Below are 19,645 nucleotides of genomic sequence, written 5' to 3' on the forward strand. Positions count from 1 at the left end.
CAGTCCCAGTCCGACACAGGAGAACATCCATGCGCATCATGACCGTCTACGCCCACCCCGCCGACACGATCACCAACTGCGGCGGCACGTTGGCGTTGCACGCCGACGCCGGTGACGAGATCGTCGCGGTGATCCTCACCCACGGCGGTCGCATCCACCCGAATGTGTATGCCGAGGAGGCGCGCAAGGAGAACGCCGACCCCAGGCTCACCGCTGCCGGCCGGGCGGAGATCATCGAGAACAAGAAGGGTGAGCTGCGCCGCGCGGCCGACATCATCGGCATCGGCACCATCGAGTTCCTCGACCACGACGACCTGATGAGCACCGTCCAGGAAGACCTGGTGGACCAGGTCGCCGAGCTGATCGCCGAACACCGGCCCGACGTCGTCATCGCCGACTACCCGCAGAACCCCGCCGTGACAAACTCCACCCACACCATCGCGACGATGGTGCTGATCGCCGCCATGGACAGGGCGGCCTCGTTCCTGAAGAACCTGGACGGCAAGGAGGAGGTCAACATCAAGCAGGTGTTCCTCGGTGGCCTTCCGGTGCTCGCCAGTGACGCACTGTCCACCTACGGCGTCCGCAACGACCTCCTCATCGACATCACCTCGGTCGTCGGTCGGAAGGTGGCGGCGATGGACTGCTTCACCAGCCAGGGCTACGACGGCCCGTTCGCCCGCAAGCTCATCGAAGCGAGCAACGGCGAGTTCGGACGTTCTGCGGGTGTAGCACTCGCCGAACCCTATGTCCGGTTCCGCAGCGAGACGAGGGCGCTGCTGCCGTTGACGGAGTATGCGGAGGCGGCCGACCCGCTCACCCGCCACGTGTCGTACTCCCAGTTCGACGTGCGACGCGAGTTCCCGCTCACCCAGGGATGAATCCGCCCACCAGACTTGGAGACCCTGTGACTGTGACCAACCTGCCCGCCCTCATCGGCCGCTCGATCGAGGAGCTCCCCACTCCCGCGGTGCTGATCGACCTCCCGACGTTGCATCGCAACATCACGCAGATGGCAGAGGCTGCCCGCGGTTTCGGTGTCGCCCTGCGCCCGCACTGGAAGACGAGCAAGTGCGCTGAGGTCGCTCGTCGGCAGCTCGAGGCGGGCGCCACCGGGCTGTCCGCAGCGACGGCTGCCGAGGTCGATGCGCTCTCCGCGGCCGGGTTCACGGAAATCTTCTGGGCGTATCCGCCGGTGGGCTCCCACCGGATCGAGACAGCCCTGCGCGCTGCGCGGCGCGCACGCGTGATCGTCGGAGTCGACTCGCTCGCATCGGCCGAACCGCTTGCCGAGGCCGCCGACGCCGAGGAGGTCGAGATCGAGGTCCGTCTCGAGGTCGACTCCGGGCTGGGGCGCACAGGGGTCGACCCTGATGACGCGCGAGGCGTCGCACGAGGCCTCGCGCACCTGCCCGGGCTCGTGCTGGAGGGCGTCTTCACCCACGAGGGCCAGGTCCAGGGGGTAGGCGCTGACCCCGAGCGGCGCACCGAGGTCGGGACGGCAGCGGGTCAGCTGCTCGTGCAGGTGGCCGAGGCGCTGCGGGCGGACGGGCACCAGGTCCCGAGCGTCTCGGTCGGCTCGACCGCCGGCGCCCGTTCGGCCCCTCGGGTCCCGGGGGTCACCGAGGCTCGGCCGGGAACCTACGTCTACGGCGACGAGAACCAGGTCGCGATCGGCACGATCGACCCGAGCGATGCCGCGATGAGCGTACTCAGCCGCGTGATCAGCACCCAGCGCGGTGATCCGGTGCTGGTCGACGCCGGGATCAAGGCGATGAGCTCGGACGGGTCCCTGCACGGTGATGGCCGGATCGGCACTGTGGTCTCCGGCAGCGGGGGCGTGCTGGCGAGCGGGTATGAAGAGCACGGCGTCCTCCGCGGCTCGTCGGCTCTGCAGGTCGGTGACCTGATCCGGATCCGCCCCAACCACGCCTGTGGGCTGACCAACATGCATTCGCACGTCTTCGCCGTCGAGGACGGCGTCGTCGTCGACATCTGGTCCGTTCTGGGCCGCCACTAGAAAGGAACGACAGTGCAGCAGATCTCCACACCCTCGGCCCCGGAGCCGGCCGGCACCTACTCCTCCGGAATCGTCAGCGGCGGTTTCCTGTTCATCGCAGGCCAAGGGCCGTTCACCCCCGAGGGCACCCTGGTCGGTGAGACGTTCGCCGACCAGGTCCGGCAGACGTTCGCGAACCTCGAGGCCGTCGCGGTGGCGGCGGGCACGTCGATGGACAACGCGGTCCGCATCGGGGTCTACCTCAACGACCTCGCCGACTGGGCCGAGTTCAACGAGGTCTCGAAGGAGCTCCTGAGCACGCCCTACCCGGCGCGCACGTCGATCCAGGCCGACCTGAACGGCTTCCTCGTCGAGGTCGATGCGATCGTCGCCCTTCCGGCGGACGAGTGAGGCAGATGGCGTGAACGGCACAGGGGCGCAGTGCGGCGAGCACCCCTGGCACTTCACCGATCCGCGGCGTACCGTCGAAGCAGACGCGCACCACCCCCGCGCACGCGAGGAGAGCTGAGATGACCCGCACCTGGACCCGTTGGCTACCGGCAGCCGCCGTCCCCGTGGTGGTGGCTGCCTCCGTGACTCTTGCCGGCAGCAGTGCAGGCGCCGACGAGCTGCCCGACCGCACCCCCGAGCAGGTGCTCACCCTGCTCGCCTCCCACGACCACCAGCCGCTGTCCGGTGAGTTCACCCAGACCTCCGACCTCGGGCTGCCCAGCCTGCCCGGCGACCTGCCCGGCACCGACGACGCCACCACAGGTGTGCTCACCGCGCTCGACCTGATCGACAGCGACCACACCGGCCGGGTGTTCGTCGGCGAGCAGGACCAGGCCCGGGTGCAGGTCTTCGACACCTTCGGTGAGCGGGACGTGATCGTCGACGGTGACCAGGCCTGGTTCTACGACTCCGGCGACGACACCGCTACCCACCTTACCGCCCCCGAGAACGCCGAGGACGCCGAGCACACCCAGCAGACCCCGACCCTCACCCCGGAGCAGCTGGCACAGCACGTCATCGAGGCCGCCGACCCCAGCACCGCACTGACCATCGGGGAGAACGTCCAGGTGGCCGGGCGCACCGCCTACGACCTGGTGCTCACGCCCCGCTCCACCGACACGCTCGTGGGCCAGGTGAGCATCGCCGTCGACGGTGAGACCGGCCTGCCGCTGCAGGTGACCATCACCGCCCGCGGCCAGAGCGACCCGGCCCTCCAGGTGGGCTACACCAGCCTCGACCTCACCGCCCCCGATGCGGGCCTGTTCGACTTCACCCCGCCGAGCGGCACCACAGTGGAGGAGGTCACGCCCGGTCAGCACGACGGCCAGGGGATCGCACCGGGGGAGCAGAGCCCGGTCGAGCACGTCGGTACCGGTTGGGACAGTGTCCTCCTCGCCCCCGCCGGCACCCTCGACCTGAGCAGCCAACCGGTGCTCGCCCAGCTGACCACCGCTGTGGACGGCGGGCACGCGGTCAGCACGAACCTGCTCAGCCTGCTCATCACCGACGACGGCCAGGTGCGCCTCGGCGCCGTCCCCGTCGAGGCGCTGCAGGCGGTGAGGTGACCGACCTGGCGGTCGAGACCAGGGGCCTGACCAAACGCTTCGGCCACCAGCTCGCCGTCGACTCTCTGGACCTGGCGGCACCGCGCGGCAGCGTGTTCGCCCTCCTCGGCCCGAACGGCTCGGGCAAGACCACCACGATCCGGATGCTGCTGGGCCTAGCCGCCGCCACCGGCGGCACCGCCCGGGTGCTCGACCACGAGGTGCCCGGCGGGCTCGGCGCCGCGCTGCCGCAGGTCGGGGCGCTGATCGAGGGGCCGGCGTTCTACCCGTTCCTGACCGGTGCGGACAACCTCGCCCGGCTGGACGCGGCGGACCCGCGCGGGCGAGCCCGCACCCGCTCCCACCGGGTCGCCGAGGCACTGGAGCGGGTCGGGCTGACCAAGGCCGCCGGCAAGAAGGTGCGCGCCTACTCCCTGGGCATGAAGCAGCGCCTCGGGCTGGCGAACGCGCTGCTGCTCCCGCGCGAGCTGCTCGTGCTGGACGAGCCCACGAACGGCCTGGACCCGCAGGGCACCCGGGAGGTGCGGTCCCTGATCCGGTCGTTGGCCGACGGCGGAACCACAGTTCTCGTCTCCTCTCACCTCCTCGCTGAGGTCGAGCAGGTGAGCACCCATGCAGCCGTGATGCACCAGGGCCGGCTGAAGGCTCAGGGCACACTGGCCGAGCTGCGGGCGGCGGGCACCGCCCAGGTGCTGCTGCGCACCCCAGACCCAGAGGCCGCCGCCGCGGAGCTGGTCCGGTTCGGGCTGGTCGTCACCGGGCGGCAGCAGGCCGCCGACGGCAGCACCGACCTGACCGCCACGCTGCCCGAGGACGCCCCGGCTCCGGAGTACCTGGTCGCCGAGCTGGTAGCCGCCGGGGTGGGGGTGCGCGGCTTCGAGGTGCGCCGGCCGAGCATGGAGGAGCTGTTCGTGGCACTGACCGGGGAGGGGTTCGACGTTGCCCGGTGATCGCGCGGCGGGCGGCACCACCATCGCGCTCCTCGCCTCCGAGCTGCGGGTGCTGCTGCGTCGCGGCCGCACCTGGGCGATGTTCGGTGCGCTGGCCGCGATCCCGGTGCTGCTCGCCCTGGTGGTGTTCTTCTCCGCCTCCCCACCGGGCCCTGGTGAGGGTCCGCCGCTGCTGGACAAGGTCACCCAGAACGGTATGTTCGTCTCGGTGACCGCCCTGGTGGTGACCACGCCGCTGTTCCTGCCGCTGACGATCTCGGTGGTCTCCGGGGATGCGATCGCCGGCGAGGCCGGACTGGGTACGCTGCGCTACCTGCTGGTCGCCCCGGCCGGGCGGCTGCGGCTGCTGGTGGTGAAGTATGCCGGTGCCGCAGTGTTCGCCGTGCTCGCTCCGGCGGTGGTGCTGCTCGTCGGCTGGGCGATCGGTTCGGCCCTGTTCGGGGTGGGGGAAGCCACCTTGCTCTCCGGGGACGTGATCGGACCCGGTGGGGCGCTGGCCCGGTCGGCGCTGGTCGCCCTGCACGTGGCGATCTCCATGCTCGGGCTGAGCGCGATCGGCCTGTTCGCCTCCACGTTGACCACGGTGGGCGTCGGTGCGATGGCTGCCACGGCGGTGCTCGCCGTGGTGGCGCAGGTCCTGGGCCAGCTGGATCAGCTCGCCTGGCTGCACCCGTGGCTGTTCACCCACCACTGGCTCGGCATGATGGACCTGCTCCGCGAGCCGATCAGCTTCTCCGGCCTGACCGACAACTTGGTGCTGCAGGCCGGCTACCTCGCCTTCTTCGGGGCGCTGGCCTACGGCCGCTTCACCACCAAGGACGTACTGTCCTAGTCGTGGCTGGCGGGCTCCTCGGCATCCCCGGCCGCCTGCCGGGCGAGCACGAACAGCAGGTCGGAGAGGCGGTTCAGGTAGCGGGCGACGGCGTCGCTCACCTGGGCACCGGCATCCCGCGCGGCCAACGTGGCCCGCTCCGCCCGGCGGGCGACCGTGCGGGCATGGTCCAGGTACGCACTGAGCAGGGTGGCACCGGGCACGATGAACACCGGCCGCAGCGGGTGGGCGGCCACGCAGTCGTCGATCAGCTGCTCCAGACCGGCCACATCCTCGGCGGTGACCAGCGACCGGCCTGGCTCCAGCCGGTCCCGATGCCTCGGGTTGACGGACAGGTCCGCACCGAGCACGAACAGCTCCCGCTGCAGCCGCAGCAGCACCTGCGCAAGCCCAGTGTCCTCGCAGCCCGCGCGCGCTACGCCCAGCAGGGCCACCAGCTCGTCCACGTCCCCGCAGGCGACGACCACCGCGTCCGTCTTCGCCACTCGGCCGCCCAGCCACCGGCCGGTGCTGCCGTCGTCCCCGGTACCCGTGTAGATGCGCATGCCCCCAGCATGGCGCAGCGGTTGGCGGGCTGACCAGGCTCCAGGACCGTGGCCGCGCACGTGCCGGAGGTGGGACACTGAAGGACACAACTGCACAGGCCGTGGCGCCAGGGGAAGCCGGTGCAACTCCGGCGCTGTCCCGCAACCGTGAGCCGGTACGCCGGCGAGCCGGAGCACCTGCCCAGGCCGGCAACTCTCGACCCGTCGCGGACTGCGGGCTCCGAGTCCCACGCGTGGGGCGTGGGCGGACCCGTCGCGACCAGCACTGGAAGGTAGCGATGCGTCCCTCACCCACCCTGCTGGCCGGCCCGGCCAGGTCCGCCCGGTTGCTCGCCGCGGCGGCACTCCTCCCGCTCACGACGGCGGTACTCGCCCTGGGCGCCTCACCCGCCCAGGCGCAGGTCGTCTCCGGCACCGGGTGCACCGATACCGACGGGGTCACCGTGGTGGTCGACTTCACCGACCTCGGCGGCGACATCGAGGTCGGCTGCGCCGAAGGTGACCCAGCCAGCGGCCGAGAGGCGCTCGAGTCCGCCGGCTTCGCCCCGGAGGACTCCCAGCCCGGCATGATCTGCACCATCGATGGTCAACCCGACCCGTGCCCGGAGGAGTTCGACGGCTCCTACTGGTCCTACTGGTTCGCCGAGGACGATGCCTGGACCAGCTACCAGGTCGGTGCCGACGACGCCGAACCCGCCCCCGGCGACGTGGAGGGCTGGCGCTACTTCGACGGCTCCGCCGGACCGCAGGTGGAGCCCGCCGAGGCGGCAGCCGCTGCGGCCGACGCCGCTGAGGGCAGCGCCGACGACGCCGGGGAGAACGACTCCGGCTCCGGCGACGATGGCGCCGACAAGACGTCGACCGCCGTTCCGGAAGAAGACGACGATGCCGACCCCTCCGGGTACATCGCCGCCGGTGTGGTGGCCGTGGTGCTCGTCGCCGGCATCGTGCTCGTGGTGCGCCGCCGCAGGGCCTCCGCACACAGCGAGGACAGCTCCGAGAAGTGACCACGCTGGCCGCCGAGCACAACGACAGCCTGCGCAGCACCGGGCACCCGCTCGCCTGGTGGGCGTGGGCCGCCGGCTGCGCGGTAGCCGCCTCCCGGGTAGGCAACCCCGTGGTGCTCGTGCTGCTCCTGCTCGCGGTGGTGCTGGTCGCCCTGGCCCGCCGTCCGGCCGGTCCATGGCACCGAGCCCTGGAAGCCGGTCTGCTGCTCGGCGCGGTCGTGGTGCTGGTGCGGACCGGGTTCTACCTGCTGCTCGGGCTGCCGGACTCCAGCCCGGTGCTGGTCACCCTGCCGACGATCGAGCTGCCCGCGTGGTTCAGCAACGTGTCCCTGCTGGGGGAGGTGCACGTGGCCGGACTGGTGCAGGCAGCGGTCGCCGGGCTCGCGCTCGCCGTGCTGATCGTGACCGTCGGTGCGGTCAACGCCGTGGCCAGCCCGCGCCGGGCGCTGCGCAGCCTGCCCGCCTCCCTGCACCATCTGGGCAGCGCCGCGGTGATCGCCGTGTCCGCCGCACCGCAGCTGCTCACTGCCGCGCGCCGGGTGCGGCGGGCTCAGCGGCTCCGCGGGCAACCGGCCCGCGGGCTGCGCGGCCTGGCCGCCACGCTGATCCCGGTGCTCGCCGGCGCGCTGGACCAGGCGCTCGACCTGGCCGCCTCGATGGACTCCCGCGGCTACGCCCGCGCGCAGCGCGGCGGCAGCCGCCTGGTCGGTGCCGCGCTGGTCATCGCCCTGCTCGCCGCTGCCGCCGGCGGGTACGGGCTGCTCGCCGCCACCGGTGCCACCACGCTGTCGGCGGTGCTGCTGGCCGGGGGCGTGCTGCTCGCCGTCGGCGCGTCGGTGCTGGCCAGCCGGTCGGTGCGCCGCACCCGGTACCGGGCCGAGCCGTGGGGCTGGCCGGAGACGGTGATCACCACGTGCGGGGTACTGGCCGCCGCCACTGCCTGGGTCGGCGTCATCCTTGACCCGGCCGGGCTGGGGCCGTGGCGGCTGTCCACCGGCTGGCCCGGTCTGCCCCTGCTCGCCCTGGGGATCCTCGCTGCTGCGGCGGTGCCGGCTTTCCTGCCGGACCGGGAGGGCCGATGATCGAGATCGAGAACCTCTCCGTCGGCTACGACGCGCCGGTGCTGGACCGCCTCAGCGCGACCATCGACGAGGGCGAGCTGTGCCTGGTGATCGGCCCCACCGGGTCCGGCAAGTCCACCCTGCTCGGCGCGATCAGTGCCCGGGTGCCGCACCTGACCGGTGGGCGGGTGGCCGGCCGCGTCCGTATCGATGGCCGGGACACCCGCCAGCACCGACCGCGTGACCTGGCCGACCTGGTCGGGGTGGTGGGCCAGGACCCGGCGGCCACGTTCACCACCGACGTGGTCGAGGACGAGCTGGCCTTCACCATGGAACAGCTCGGCGTGCCGGAGCCACTGATGCGCCGCCGCCTGGAGGACGTGCTCGACCTGCTCGACCTGGCCGAGCTGCGCCGCCGGCCGCTGGCCACCCTGTCCGGCGGGCAGGCGCAACGGGTGGCGATCGGCGCGGTGCTCACCGCCCAGCCCCGGGTGCTGGTGCTGGACGAACCGACCTCCGCCCTCGACCCGGCTGCCGCCGAGGACGTGCTCGCCGCCCTGGCCCGGTTGGTGCACGACGCCGGGGTGACGGTGGTGCTCGCCGAGCACCGGCTGGAACGGGTGGTGGGCTTCGCCGACCGGGTCATCTCCCTCACCCCGACGCCGGACGGCGCCACGGCGGCGGTGGGTGCCCCGGCCGAGGTGCTCGCCCGCGCCGCAGTGGCGCCCCCGGTGACCCGGCTCGGCCGGCTCGCCGGCTGGGAGCCGCTCCCGCTGACTGTACGGGACGCACGCCGAGCGGCCGGTGACCTGCGCACCCGCCTGGGCTCCGCCGTCGTCCCCCGGACCCCCGCACCGGGTGAGGAGCTGCTCCGCGCCGACCGGCTCCGGGTGACCTACGGGTCGGTGGTGGCCGTGCGGGACGTGGACCTGAGCGTGCCCGCCGGGCAGATCCTCGCGCTGACCGGCCGCAACGGCGCCGGCAAGTCCTCCCTGCTCTGGGCGCTCGCCGGGGCGCTGCCCCCCACCGCCGGGAGGGTGCGGGCCGGCGGGCGGGTGGCACTGGTGCCGCAGTCTCCGGAAGACCTGCTGTTCCGGCTCACCGTGGTCGCCGAGTGCGCCGCCGCCGACCCGCCTGGCGAGAGCGGTGCCACCCGCACGTTGCTGGACGAGCTCGCCCCCGGCGTGCCGGGAGAGGTGAACCCGCGGGACCTCTCCGAGGGGCAGCGGCTCGCCCTGGCGTTGGCGGTCCAGCTGGCGCCGGGAGCCACGGTGCTGCTGCTGGATGAGCCCACCCGCGGGCTGGACTACGGCGCCAAGGCACGGCTTGCGGAGGTGCTGATCGGGTTGCGAGATGCGGGGCATGCGGTCGTGGTGGCCAGCCACGATGTGGAGTTCCTCGCCCAGGTGGCTGGCCGGATCGTGCAGCTCGCCGACGGGCAGGTGGTCACCGACGGACCCGCGCGCACCGTGCTCACCGACTCCGCGCTGACCGCTCCCCAGGTGGCCCGGGTGCTCGCCCCGGTGCCGTTGCTCTCCGTCGCCGAGGTCGCCGCGGCGCTGGCGGGCCGATGACGGCGGAGCAGGGCTGGTCTGCCACCTCACCGTGGCGGGCGGGTCGGGCGGTGCCGGTCGGGCTACGGCTCGGGCTCGTCCTCGGCGCGGTCTCCCTGGTGGGGTTGCTCGCCTTCGGGTGGCCGCTGCTGATCGCGCCGGGTTCGGTGCTGGCGTCCGCCACGACGGCGCCGCTGGTGCTGGGTGTGGTGCTGGCGGCGGCGTTGGTGGTCACCCTGGTGGCGGTCTCCGACGGCGGGTTGGACGTGCGGGCGGTGGCGATGCTCGGGCTCCTGTCGGCGGTGGGTGCGCTGGTGCGTCCGATCGGGTCGGGCACCGGGGGAGTGGAGACGGTGTTCGTGCTGCTGGTGCTCGGTGGTCGGGTGTTCGGTGCCGGGTTCGGGTTCCTGCTCGGGGTGACCACGATGGTCGCCTCTGCACTGCTCACCGGCGGGGTGGGGCCGTGGCTGCCGTACCAGATGCTCGCCGCCGGCTGGGTCGGCCTCGGAGCCGGGCTGCTGCCGGAACGGATCGGCGCCCGGCGGCTGCATGGGGTGGCCGAGCTGGTGCTGCTCGCCGCCTACGGTGCGATCGCATCGGTGCTGTTTGGGGTGGTGATGAACCTGTCCTTCTGGCCGTTCCTGGCCGGGACGGGCACTGCGATCTCGTTCGTCGCCGGGGCGCCGGTCGTGGAGAACTTGGGCCGGTTCCTGGCGTACTCGGTCGTCACCTCCCTGCCCTGGGACCTGCTGCGCGCGCTGACCACCGTGGTCGGGATCGGGCTGTTCGGGCACGCGGTGCTTGTGACGCTACGCCGCGCCGCACGGCGTGCGGTGTTCATCGAGCAGTGAGGGACGAGCTGCCTCTGGCGCGCTGCCCCACGCTTGCGCACCAGCGGGTACGTGACCGGCGGTGCAGATTGGTGCCTACGCCTCCGAGAGCAGAGGGAGGTGCGGCACGTCGGCTGCGCGACCGATACTCGACTGCCGCACCATGAGCTGGGGGCGGACCAGCAGCTGCTGAGGCGGTGCCTCGGCGCCTTGCCGGAGTCGCGTCAGCAGGACCTTCATCGCCAGTCTGCCCACGTAGGTCTTCGCTGGCCGCACTGCTGTCAGTGCGGGTTCGCCCATCGGGGCGATCTCGTCGTCGTAGGCGACGATGGCGAGGTCCTCGGGTATCCGTATCCCTGCTTCCCCGCATCGCTGTGCTAGCGCCAGGGCATCGGGATCGGGCTGCACGATCAGCGCCGTCAGCGTGCCGTTGCGGACCCGTTCGACGACATCGGTCACTGCGGACTCGCGGGAGTCTCGGTGGAACATCCCCATCTGGCCCACGAGCTGACGGTCCGGGTCCAGTCCATGTCGGCGGAGGGCAGCACGCCAGCCCACCGCTACCTGAGTTCCGGTGACGTTGTCCGTGCCGAACAGGCCGATCCACCGGTGGCCCTGGGCGTGCAGGTGCTCCACTGCGGCGGCGCCGCCGCGCACGTGGTCCGAGGCGACCCACTGCAGCTGTTCGACGAACTGGTCCGAAGCCGGTTGCCGCTCGACCAGGACAACCGGGATCGGTAGTGCGTCGAGCCAGTGCAGCAGCTCCGGTGATGTCGGTCGTCGCAGCTCCGGGGCAACGATCAGCCCCTGGATCTCAGATCGGGCGACGAGCCCGCCGATCTGCTCACGATCGGCCATCGGATCATATTCAGAACCACGAAGGACCAGTCGTGCTCCGGCGGAGTCTGCTGCCGCCTTCGCCCCCCGGGCCACCGCCGGGAAGTAGTAGTGCAGGCTGGGCACCACCATGCCGACGACCCAGTGCGGTCCGTCCGAGGGGTAGCGACCGGGGACCCGCCCCGGTGCCACCGGGGTGGCGCCCCCGTGCTCCCGACTGATCAGACCACGCTGCGTCAGCACGCTGAGGTCGCGGCGCACAGTGGGCTGTGACACTCCGAGCTCAACCGCTATCTCGCTGACCCGGATCGAACCACGGGTGCGCAAGAGGGTGAGCAGACGTTCGCGCCGCTTCGTGGGTAGGTGGTCGGACATTCGGGGCTCCTCTGTCGACATGACCATCCTGCCAAACGAATGATCACGTTCGTGCAGAGCCGTGCGCGAAACGTGATCGATTGTGATCGATTGTCTTGCTAGCTGCTCGTGACGACGGATAAACAAGTGCCTGCTCGGTGACAACGACGACACGTACGGGAGACTTCTTGCCGACACTGACTGAGACGAGGCGGCGCCCATCCGTCCCGGAGGAAGCGATCGGGAAGCGGGGACAGGCCCGGTCCCGGCGACGCCGACGGCCGCCAGGGGCAGCTCCGCTGATCCTGATGGCACTGCCCGGACTGGTGCTGCTGCTGGCTTTCCAGTACGTGCCGTTGGCCGGAAACGTCATTGCGTTCAAGGACTATCTGCCGTTCATCGGTATCGCAGAGAGTGACTGGGTCGGCCTCGAGAACTTCGAGATCATCACCGGCGGCGATCCGCGCTTCGTCAACGCTCTCGGCAACACCTTGATCATCACGCTCGTTCAGGTGGTCCTGGTGTTTCCGATACCGATCTGTCTGGCACTGGCGATGAACAGCCTGGTGTCGGAGCGCATCAAGCGTCTGGTCCAGTCAGTGCTGTACCTCCCGCACTTCCTGTCCTGGGTGATCGTGGTCGCTGTCTTCCAGCAGTTCTTGGGTGGCGCGGGGATGATCAACAACTTCCTGCGGAGCCAGGGGTGGGACACGTTCTCCATCATCGGCGATCCGGATGCCTTCATCCCGCTGATCACCGCCCAAGTGGTCTGGAAGGACTCCGGCTGGGCGACGATCCTGTTCCTGGCAGTCCTCTCGCAGGTCAGCACGGAGCTGTACGAGGCGGCGAGCGTGGACGGGGCCGGCCGCTGGCGGCAGATGTGGCACGTGACGCTGCCGGCGCTGCGACCGATCGTGGTGCTGCTGCTCATCCTCAAGCTCGGCGATGCCCTGTCGGTGGGCTTCGAACAGATCATTCTGCAGCAGCAAGCAGTGGGCCTGCAGGCATCCGAGGTGCTCGACACCTACGTCTACAACAACGGCATCGTCGACCAGAACTGGAGTGAGGCGGCGGCCGTGGGCCTGGTGAAGGGCGTGGTCGGCGTGGTGCTCGTCTGGGGTGCCAACAAGGTGGCGCACATCTTCGGAGAGGACGGTCTGTACCGCACATGAGCACCATCACCCCAACCCCCGCACGCCGCCGTCGCCGTCGTCCGCTGGTCGGGGGGCAGCTGCCTCCCTCGCCAGCGGCGACCGTGGTGAAGGCCATCGTCTTCTCCGTGGCCTGTGCGTTGGTCGTGCTGCCCTTCGTCGGGATCCTCTCCACGTCCATGGCGCCGCCGGAGCAGGTCTCCCGGGCCGGTGGACTCGTGCTCTTCCCGGAAAGCCTCGACTTCTCCGCCTATCAGGCGATCCTCTCCGGCGGCATCGTCACCCGTGCGCTCGGGATCAGTGTCATCGTCACCGTCTGCGGGACACTGCTCAGTCTCACGGTCAGCTCACTGCTCGCCTACACCCTGACCCGGCCGGCCCTACCGTTCCGGCGTGGGCTGACCATGCTCGTGGTGATCAGCCTGTTCTTCAGCCCGGGGTTGCTGCCCACCTACCTGGCGGTGCAGTCCTATGGGCTGCTGAACTCGCTGGCCTCGCTGATCGTCCCCACTGCGCTGAGCGCATTCAACGTGATCGTGCTGCGGGCATTCTTCGGCAGTCTGCCCAGCGACATCCTGGACGCGGCCGAGATCGACGGGGCCTCGGAGATCCGGATTCTGACCAGCATCGTCGTGCCGCTGTCCAAGGCAGCGCTGGCCGTGATCGGGCTGTTCTACGCCGTCGGCTACTGGAACGCGTTCTTCTCGGCACTGCTGTATCTCAATGACTCCACGATGTGGCCGTTGCAGCTGGTGCTGCGGACCTACGTCGTCGACGACAACGCCATCACCGGCTACGACCTCGCCGCAGAAGCGATCCCGGCCCAGCCGTCGCTGCAGATGGCGATCCTGGTGGTCTCGGTGGTGCCGATCCTGCTCGTCTACCCGTGGCTGCAAAAGCACTTCGCCAAGGGTGCCCTCACCGGTGCCATCAAGGGCTGACCACGATTCACATACCAACTGAAAGGCAATGTCAACGATGATCCCTATCTCCCGCAGAGCCCTGTTCGGAGGCATGGCCGGAGCCGGCGCCGCCGTCGTTCTCGGAAGCTGCTCCTCCGGCGGCAGCAACGACCCGGCAGCGGACCAGGAGGCGAATTCGGCCGTTCTGCCCACCTACGTGCCGTATGCGGACGTCGAACCCGATCTTCCGGCGGAGCTGGGCCGTACCTCGGGTGCCTTCTTCGCCTATCCGGAGTCCCCGGTCGCGTTCAGCTCTGAGACGCCGGGCGACGGCGAGCCGGTGACGTTCATGGGCCCGACAAGCTTCGGTCTGCCCCCGGCTCTGGAGGACAACCCGTTCTGGCAGGAGATGAACGAACGGATCGGCAGTGACCTGCAGATCTCCCTCACCCCGGCCGGTGAGTACGATGCCAAGTTCTCCACCACGATTGCCGGGGACAGTCTCCCGGACGCCTTCTACGTGGGCTCGATGCCCTCTCGCCCGCGGTTCATGATGTCGAAGACCGCGGACCTGACGGAGTTCCTCGCCGGCGATGCCATCAAGGACTACCCAGGTCTGGCCTCGATCCCGACCGACTCGTGGCAGGAATGCGTCTTCGAGGGAACGATCCGGGCCATCCCGCTGAATCGGGGCCTGGTTTCCCTGCCGAGCGTGCTGATGCGCAACGACCTGCTCGCCGACGAGGGAATCGATCGTCGTGAGATCACCTCTTTCGAGACGCTCCGGGAGATCTCTGCCGAGCTGACCGGCGGTAACCGGTGGGCCTGGTCGGATGCACCGATCGGCCACCTGCGCCGGATGTGCGACATTCCGATCCGATGGACCCTCGAGGACGGCACGATCGGTACCAACCTCCTCGACGAGCGGCAGCTCGAGGCGTTGGAGGCGACTCGGAAACTGGTCGACGACGGGAGCGTCAACCCTGATGCCGCCGGCACCCCGGCTTCCACGCGCAAGCAGTGGTTCGGCGGCGGACAGATCGTGTTCATGTCCGACTCCTTCATCGCATGGTTCAGCCTGTACGTGGCCAACGCCCGCGTCGACGGGATCGACATCCAGGCGATGTCGATCCCGGGTATGACCGAGGGGGCCGGGACTCAGGACCTGCCCCGACCGAATGCCGGGTTCACCGCCTTCTCCGCCGATGTCGGTGACCGGCTCCCGACTCTGCTGCGGATCGCCGACTGGTTGGCCGCCCCGTTCGGGACCGAGGAGTACCTGTTCAACAAGTATGGGATCGCCGGGCGCAACTACGAGCTGGACGGCTCCGACCCGGTACCGGGCGATCTCGCCACTGAGGTGAACATCGGGTCGCTGTACTTCAGTGACACGGCACGCGTCATCTACTCGCCCGGTCGGCCGGACACGGTGCAGGACGCCTGGGACCACCAGAGTGCTGTGACCGAGAAGTCGGTGGTGGACCCGACCTACGGCCTGCTCTCCGAGACGGCGTCCCGGCAGTTGAACTCCCTGGCCGGTGCATTGGCCAGCGTGCAGGACGACATCATCTACGGGCGGCGCCCAGTCAGCGACTGGGAGCCGGCAGCACAAGAGTTCCTCGATGGTGGCGGCAGCACGATGATCGAGGAGTACCAGGAGTCTTACGACGCGCAGCAGGCTGGGCAGTGATGGTGTCTGGCGCCGACGTCACGGCGACCGACAGGTCCGGAAGGCCGCCGGCAGCAGTCTCGGCCGACCAGGTAGGTGACTGGCTCACGCAGTGGTTGCGGTCGGCAGAGCAGGACTGGCACACCCGCAACGACTCGGACGGGCTCGAGCAGGGCTGGTACGGAACCGGCTACACCGCCTGGGGGATGCAGACGACGCTGCAGTACCTCGCGGCCACGGGTGCAGTAGCGGTCCACTCTCCCGATCAGGCGACGCGCAGGTGGGCGACTCGTCGGGCGCTCGCTGCTCTGAGGTATGTGGTCGCCACCCACGCGTGCGGGTTCGCTGCCGCCGAGGACGGTCGCCGGTGGGGCCGCTCCTGGATCAGCGTGCTTGGTCTGGAGCGAGCGGGATGGGTGCTCGACGAGCTCGGTCCACAGCTGGAACCCCGGTACCGGGCCGGGTTGGCCGATCTGCTGATCGACGAGGCCGACTGGCAAGCCGACCATCATGAGCGTGGCGGCGTGCCCGGGATCTGTGGTGGCCGCTGGGAGAAGGACGGCCTCAACCGGCCCGAGTCGAACCTCTGGTGCGGCGCACATCTGTGGCGCACCGCGCAGCGGTACCCGGACCATCCCCATGCCACAAAGTGGCAGGAGGTGGCCGTGCACTTCCTCCTCAACGCGGTGTCGGTACCCAGCGATGCCGACAGCACCGCTGTCGTCGACGGGGTGCCCGTGGCGCAGGCGCATCGAGGTGCGAACTTCTTCGAGTCCTACGCTCTCGACCACCACGGGTACCTGAACGTGGGCTACATGGTGATCTGCGCGAGCAACGCTGCGCTGGCCCTGCTCGACCTGAGGGCACAGGGCCGCCCTGTCCCGGAGGCGCTGCTGTGGCACCAGCGGGACCTGTGGCAGCGGATTCGACGCCTGATCGGACCGGACGGGCGGCTTCTGCGGATCGGTGGCGACGCCCGCGTCCGGTACGCGTACTGCCAGGAGTATCTGCTCCCTGCACTCCTGCTGGCCGAGCGCGAGCTCGGTGATGCGGGTGCGGGAGAGCTCGCCGATCGTTACCTCCACCTGGTGGGGCACGAACGGGCCGAGACCTCCGACGGCCTCCTCTACGGTCGCCGTCTGCAGACGCTCGGCTCCCACCAGCCCTACTACCGTGCCCGCTTGGAGACCGACCGGGCGTGCGCGCTGGGCTTCTGGTGGCACCACACCGTGATCGGTAGCGCCGCAGGGCACCGGAGCGCCGGCGCAGCTGCGGCGACCTCCCGTCCCGAGGTGGTCCTGACCAGCACCGCCGCTGCACGCCGCGATGAGGAGACCGACGCCTGGAGTGACCGGGAGCACGGGTTCGCCTACGTCCGCGGCACCCGGCGAACAGCGTCGGTCTCCTGGCGTGCGGCCACCCGGACCCAGCTGCTGGCGTTCCCGACCGAGCGGCCGGACATGGCCGAGTGGGCGCACAACCTCTGCCCGGTGCTGCGGTTCGAGGGTGACGGCCGGGCCTCGAGCACCACCGAGTCCCCCCATCCGCAGCGGCGGGTCGCCGGCTACACGCTGGACACGTTCGCCGGCGGGTTCGTCAGCGCGGCCCGGGTCGAGGAGGGTGTGGCCTTGTCGGTCGCCGAAGGCTGGCGCGGTACCGGTCCGGTCGCCGACACCTGGATCGTCGTGGCTGCCCTCCCCGACGACGCGACGGTGGTCGGACTGCACGTCTCCCGGGCGCGCGACCTTCGCCCCCCGTTGCTGAGCGCGCACGGCCTCAACTTGTTGATCCCTAACGATGTGCACAACGATCACCGGCGTTCGATCGTGCCCCTGGCCGAGAACGCCCTGTGCGTGGACGATGTGCTCGATGTAGTCGCCGATGCACCGTTAGGGGTGACCTCCCATCCGGTGACGGACCGCTCCGGGCTGCGCAGCATCGCCGTCGAGCAGATCTGCGCCGGGGCACGGCGGGGCCGGTACTGGGTGGGCGCCGGTGAGCCCATCCTGACCAGCGCCTGGGTGGTCCGGGTACGCGACGATGCAGATCCGGTACCACGACTTTCCTCGGAGAGCAGCCAGGGCGGATATCGGGTCGAGGTATCCACTCCGGCGGGTCGATGGCGGCTTCAGCTCGACCCGGACGGAGCCGCCGGATCGATCTGGGGAGAGCAGGTGGGTGAGGTCACCCTCAGCGCCCTGTCCACGACTATCGAGGGGAAGCACCGATGACGACACATCAGGGCCGCGTTCGAGCGGTGGGTTCGATCCTGGCGACGAGCGTCGTGGCGGCGATGCTTGCTGCCGGCGCGAGCGCCGCAACTGCAGACGAATCCCCGGTGCAGCCGGGTCCGGACCACACCGTCACCCCGGACGCCAGGGCAACCGAACGGCTACAGGTCGGCTTCAACGGGCGCACTGAACAGATCGAGATGATCGACCACTTCTACACGCCAGACGCTGACCACGGGCCGCGGCTCTGCCAGTACTACACCGGTTGGGACACGGCGGTGCTGACCGATGGGGAACCCGATCACCCCAGCGGCCTGGCCGCCAACATCGCGTGGCTGGAGACCGCGCAGGCCAGGGGGTGTGAGGAAGTGCTGATCTCCTTCAAGGCGCTCTCCTCGGCAGACCCCGACGATGAGTTCGACCCGGTTCCGCCCACGGTCGCTGAGTACCAGGCGGCGTTCGTCGACTATCTGGACACCGACTGGGCGGGCCTGACCGGTTACACCGGTGACTTCGCGTTCGCCGCTTGGAACGAGCCCAACCTGAACGCGACCTCCGGGAACGGTTACCCAGCACCCGCTCCGGGGGCGGACTCGGTGATCGGACCTCGGCTCGCAGCGCAGTACTACCTCGCGGCTACCAGCGCGTGCGCCTCACGAGGATGCACGGTGGCCGCGGTCAACTTCGGCTCGAACGGGGGGCGTTGGGTCGACTACCTGACCAACTGCAGGATGGCCGCGGTTCCCCGACAGGAGCACTGCGACGAGCCGAGCGAACACAATACGACCGGCCTGCCGCCGTCCTACCTGGACGAGTACCGCAACGAGATCGCGAATGCCGCTGCGGACTTCGGGCTGCCGGCGGACTTCCGACCCGACGTGGTGGCCTACCATGGATGGTCGGACACGAACGCCTACCTGACCGGAGTGCGGACCTGTACCGGCTACGACGACTGCTTGCTCGAGCGGGTGCTCTATGCGTTCCGCGGCAGCTGGTCCGGTGCCGAGATCTGGAACACCGAAGATGGTGTGGGACAACCCGGGTTCTTCACGCATGAGGAGATCACCGATGATGTCCAGGTCGAAGCGATGGAATATCTGCTCGGCCTCGCCGAGTCGACGCCCCGCTACACCCGGCTGTACTACACCCACCTGATCGGGTCCCCGTCCCGGCTACTGCTGACCGACGGCGACCGACCCCAGGTGCGGCCTGCGATGGGATTGCTGCAGGCCGCTGCCGCCGCGGAGAGCGTAGAGGACTGAGCCGCTGCCCTACTTGTTCGTGCCCACCAGCAGGCCGGAGACGAACTGCTTCTGGAAGATGAAGAACACGAAGGCCGTCGGGATGGCTGCGATGATCGACCCCGCGGCCACCACGTTCCACTGGCTGACGAACCCGCCCTGCAGGTTCAGCAGCGCCGCGGTGATCGGGAACTTCGTCTCCGTGCGCAGCACGGTCATCGCGAATATCAGGTCGTTGAAGATCCACGTGGTCGCCAGCGCGGTCAGCGCCGCCAGCGCCGGGCGGGTCAGCGGCAGCACCACCTGTGCGTAGATGCGCACCGGGCCGGCGCCGTCGATCACCGCCGCCTCGAACACCTCCGCCGGCAGGGCGCGCATGAACCCGTGCAGCACGAACGTGTAGAAGCCGAGCCCGAAGCCCACCTGCACCACGATCAGCGCGGTCAGCGAGTCATAGATGCCCAGCCCCTGGGCAATCTTCGCGACCGGGATGAGCAGGATCTGCGGCGGCAGCAGGTTCCCGGCCAGCATCACCAGCAGGATCACCAGCCGGCCCGGGATCCGGTACCGGCTGAGCGCGAACGCCGCCAGCGAGGCCAGGAACAAGGAGAGCACCACCGCCACCACGGTGACGATCAGCGAGTTGCGCAACGCCCCGGCGATCCCGCCCGAGCTCAGCGCGGTGCGGAAGCCTTCCAGGCTGAGCGTGGTCGGCAGCGCGGTCAGACCGCGGGCGATCAGGTCGTCGAACGGGCGCAGGGAGACCACCAGCACGAACACCATCGGCGCTATCCAGAGCAGGGTGAACGGGATCATCAGCACGTGGAACCACGGGGAGCGACGATGCTCGATGGAGCGCCGGCCGCGCTGGACCCGGCCGGACTGACGGAGTGGGGTGGTCGCCAT

General features: G+C 70.1%; 18 protein-coding genes and 1 riboswitch. Of the genes, 15 read left to right on the plus strand and 3 right to left on the minus strand.

What is annotated here, in order from left to right:
- The first annotated feature begins 29 nt into the window (after positions 1 to 29).
- The 6 genes from K338_RS0115595 to K338_RS0115620 all read left to right on the plus strand — a co-directional run bounded on the left by K338_RS0115595 (position 30) and on the right by K338_RS0115620 (position 5,358).
- A complete protein-coding gene (locus K338_RS0115595) occupies positions 30 to 881 on the plus strand; it encodes a PIG-L deacetylase family protein (RefSeq protein ID WP_022919096.1) in 852 nt (283 codons plus the stop codon).
- 32 nt (positions 882 to 913) lie between these two features.
- Positions 914 to 2,020 carry an alanine racemase gene (locus K338_RS0115600; protein ID WP_169579574.1) on the plus strand — a complete coding sequence of 369 codons (1,107 nt, stop codon included), beginning with the start codon at positions 914 to 916 and terminating at the stop codon, positions 2,018 to 2,020.
- Between the two features lie 12 nt (positions 2,021 to 2,032).
- The gene (locus tag K338_RS0115605) at positions 2,033 to 2,410 is read left to right on the plus strand and encodes a RidA family protein (protein WP_022919098.1); all 378 of its coding nucleotides are present in this window, start codon (positions 2,033 to 2,035) and stop codon (positions 2,408 to 2,410) included.
- A gap of 119 nt (positions 2,411 to 2,529) precedes the next feature.
- Positions 2,530 to 3,576, plus strand: coding sequence for a LolA family protein (locus K338_RS0115610; RefSeq protein ID WP_022919099.1), 1,047 nt, complete (start codon positions 2,530 to 2,532; stop codon positions 3,574 to 3,576).
- A 5-nt stretch (positions 3,577 to 3,581) separates the two neighbouring features.
- The gene (locus K338_RS0115615) at positions 3,582 to 4,526 is read left to right on the plus strand and encodes an ABC transporter ATP-binding protein (protein ID WP_084481350.1); all 945 of its coding nucleotides are present in this window, start codon (positions 3,582 to 3,584) and stop codon (positions 4,524 to 4,526) included.
- Positions 4,516 to 5,358 (plus strand): ABC transporter permease, encoded by an 843-nt coding sequence (locus K338_RS0115620; RefSeq protein WP_022919101.1) that lies wholly within the window; start codon positions 4,516 to 4,518, stop codon positions 5,356 to 5,358. Before K338_RS0115615 ends, K338_RS0115620 begins: the two co-directional genes overlap by 11 nt.
- On the opposite strand, the gene K338_RS0115625 is transcribed toward K338_RS0115620, so the two are convergent.
- Entirely contained in the window at positions 5,355 to 5,903 is a 549-nt protein-coding gene (locus tag K338_RS0115625; RefSeq protein WP_022919102.1) for a cob(I)yrinic acid a,c-diamide adenosyltransferase, read from the minus strand. The two genes, K338_RS0115620 and K338_RS0115625, sit on opposite strands and share 4 nt — an antisense overlap.
- Before the next feature lie 85 nt (positions 5,904 to 5,988).
- Positions 5,989 to 6,102: riboswitch (cobalamin riboswitch) on the plus strand.
- 79 nt (positions 6,103 to 6,181) lie between these two features.
- Here K338_RS0115625 and K338_RS25685 point away from each other — a divergent pair.
- Genes K338_RS25685 through K338_RS23250 form a run of 4 tightly spaced genes read left to right on the plus strand, consistent with a single transcriptional unit; the run spans position 6,182 to position 10,375 of the window.
- The gene (locus K338_RS25685; protein ID WP_022919103.1) at positions 6,182 to 6,910 is read left to right on the plus strand and encodes a hypothetical protein; all 729 of its coding nucleotides are present in this window, start codon (positions 6,182 to 6,184) and stop codon (positions 6,908 to 6,910) included.
- Positions 6,907 to 7,992 (plus strand): CbiQ family ECF transporter T component, encoded by a 1,086-nt coding sequence (locus tag K338_RS23245; RefSeq protein ID WP_022919104.1) that lies wholly within the window; start codon positions 6,907 to 6,909, stop codon positions 7,990 to 7,992. Before K338_RS25685 ends, K338_RS23245 begins: the two co-directional genes overlap by 4 nt.
- Positions 7,989 to 9,545 carry an ABC transporter ATP-binding protein gene (locus K338_RS0115640; protein ID WP_022919105.1) on the plus strand — a complete coding sequence of 519 codons (1,557 nt, stop codon included), beginning with the start codon at positions 7,989 to 7,991 and terminating at the stop codon, positions 9,543 to 9,545. The genes K338_RS23245 and K338_RS0115640 overlap by 4 nt, the downstream gene beginning before the upstream one ends.
- Positions 9,542 to 10,375, plus strand: coding sequence for an ECF transporter S component (locus K338_RS23250; RefSeq protein ID WP_022919106.1), 834 nt, complete (start codon positions 9,542 to 9,544; stop codon positions 10,373 to 10,375). The genes K338_RS0115640 and K338_RS23250 overlap by 4 nt, the downstream gene beginning before the upstream one ends.
- A 75-nt stretch (positions 10,376 to 10,450) precedes the next feature.
- On the opposite strand, the gene K338_RS0115650 is transcribed toward K338_RS23250, so the two are convergent.
- Positions 10,451 to 11,566 carry a LacI family DNA-binding transcriptional regulator gene (locus K338_RS0115650; RefSeq protein ID WP_022919107.1) on the minus strand — a complete coding sequence of 372 codons (1,116 nt, stop codon included), beginning with the start codon at positions 11,564 to 11,566 and terminating at the stop codon, positions 10,451 to 10,453.
- A gap of 287 nt (positions 11,567 to 11,853) precedes the next feature.
- Here K338_RS0115650 and K338_RS0115655 point away from each other — a divergent pair, with 287 nt between their 5' ends.
- From K338_RS0115655 to K338_RS0115675, 5 genes are read left to right on the plus strand one after another with little or no spacing between them, the layout of a single operon-like run.
- Complete coding sequence (locus tag K338_RS0115655) at positions 11,854 to 12,717, plus strand: ABC transporter permease (RefSeq protein ID WP_022919108.1); 864 nt, start codon at positions 11,854 to 11,856, stop codon at positions 12,715 to 12,717.
- The gene (locus K338_RS0115660; protein WP_022919109.1) at positions 12,714 to 13,637 is read left to right on the plus strand and encodes a carbohydrate ABC transporter permease; all 924 of its coding nucleotides are present in this window, start codon (positions 12,714 to 12,716) and stop codon (positions 13,635 to 13,637) included. Before K338_RS0115655 ends, K338_RS0115660 begins: the two co-directional genes overlap by 4 nt.
- A gap of 37 nt (positions 13,638 to 13,674) precedes the next feature.
- The gene (locus K338_RS0115665; RefSeq protein ID WP_157612530.1) at positions 13,675 to 15,288 is read left to right on the plus strand and encodes a type 2 periplasmic-binding domain-containing protein; all 1,614 of its coding nucleotides are present in this window, start codon (positions 13,675 to 13,677) and stop codon (positions 15,286 to 15,288) included.
- A complete protein-coding gene (locus tag K338_RS23255; RefSeq protein WP_022919111.1) occupies positions 15,288 to 17,498 on the plus strand; it encodes a hypothetical protein in 2,211 nt (736 codons plus the stop codon). The genes K338_RS0115665 and K338_RS23255 overlap by 1 nt, the downstream gene beginning before the upstream one ends.
- The gene (locus tag K338_RS0115675; RefSeq protein ID WP_157612532.1) at positions 17,495 to 18,760 is read left to right on the plus strand and encodes a hypothetical protein; all 1,266 of its coding nucleotides are present in this window, start codon (positions 17,495 to 17,497) and stop codon (positions 18,758 to 18,760) included. The genes K338_RS23255 and K338_RS0115675 overlap by 4 nt, the downstream gene beginning before the upstream one ends.
- A 9-nt stretch (positions 18,761 to 18,769) precedes the next feature.
- Here the strand turns inward: K338_RS0115675 and K338_RS0115680 are convergent, their stop codons facing one another.
- On the minus strand, positions 18,770 to 19,645 hold the full coding sequence (locus K338_RS0115680; protein WP_022919113.1) for a carbohydrate ABC transporter permease: 876 nt from the start codon (positions 19,643 to 19,645) through the stop codon (positions 18,770 to 18,772).

It is taken from the genome of Ruania albidiflava DSM 18029, assembly GCF_000421225.1.
In the GTDB taxonomy this organism is placed as follows: domain Bacteria; phylum Actinomycetota; class Actinomycetes; order Actinomycetales; family Beutenbergiaceae; genus Ruania; species Ruania albidiflava.

Excerpts from the sequence above, each read along its gene's own strand:
- K338_RS0115595 (WP_022919096.1), top strand. The coding sequence starts at position 30 with ATGCGCATCATGACCGTCTACGCCCACCCCGCCGACACGATCACCAAC.
- K338_RS0115610 (WP_022919099.1), top strand. The coding sequence starts at position 2,530 with ATGACCCGCACCTGGACCCGTTGGCTACCGGCAGCCGCCGTCCCCGTG.
- K338_RS0115625 (WP_022919102.1), bottom strand. The coding sequence starts at position 5,903 with ATGCGCATCTACACGGGTACCGGGGACGACGGCAGCACCGGCCGGTGG.
- K338_RS25685 (WP_022919103.1), top strand. The coding sequence starts at position 6,182 with ATGCGTCCCTCACCCACCCTGCTGGCCGGCCCGGCCAGGTCCGCCCGG.
- K338_RS0115640 (WP_022919105.1), top strand. The coding sequence starts at position 7,989 with ATGATCGAGATCGAGAACCTCTCCGTCGGCTACGACGCGCCGGTGCTG.
- K338_RS23250 (WP_022919106.1), top strand. The coding sequence starts at position 9,542 with ATGACGGCGGAGCAGGGCTGGTCTGCCACCTCACCGTGGCGGGCGGGT.
- K338_RS0115650 (WP_022919107.1), bottom strand. The coding sequence starts at position 11,566 with ATGTCCGACCACCTACCCACGAAGCGGCGCGAACGTCTGCTCACCCTC.
- K338_RS0115655 (WP_022919108.1), top strand. The coding sequence starts at position 11,854 with ATGGCACTGCCCGGACTGGTGCTGCTGCTGGCTTTCCAGTACGTGCCG.
- K338_RS0115660 (WP_022919109.1), top strand. The coding sequence starts at position 12,714 with ATGAGCACCATCACCCCAACCCCCGCACGCCGCCGTCGCCGTCGTCCG.
- K338_RS0115665 (WP_157612530.1), top strand. The coding sequence starts at position 13,675 with ATGATCCCTATCTCCCGCAGAGCCCTGTTCGGAGGCATGGCCGGAGCC.
- K338_RS23255 (WP_022919111.1), top strand. The coding sequence starts at position 15,288 with ATGGTGTCTGGCGCCGACGTCACGGCGACCGACAGGTCCGGAAGGCCG.
- K338_RS0115675 (WP_157612532.1), top strand. The coding sequence starts at position 17,495 with ATGACGACACATCAGGGCCGCGTTCGAGCGGTGGGTTCGATCCTGGCG.
- K338_RS0115680 (WP_022919113.1), bottom strand. The coding sequence starts at position 19,645 with ATGGCGACCACCCCACTCCGTCAGTCCGGCCGGGTCCAGCGCGGCCGG.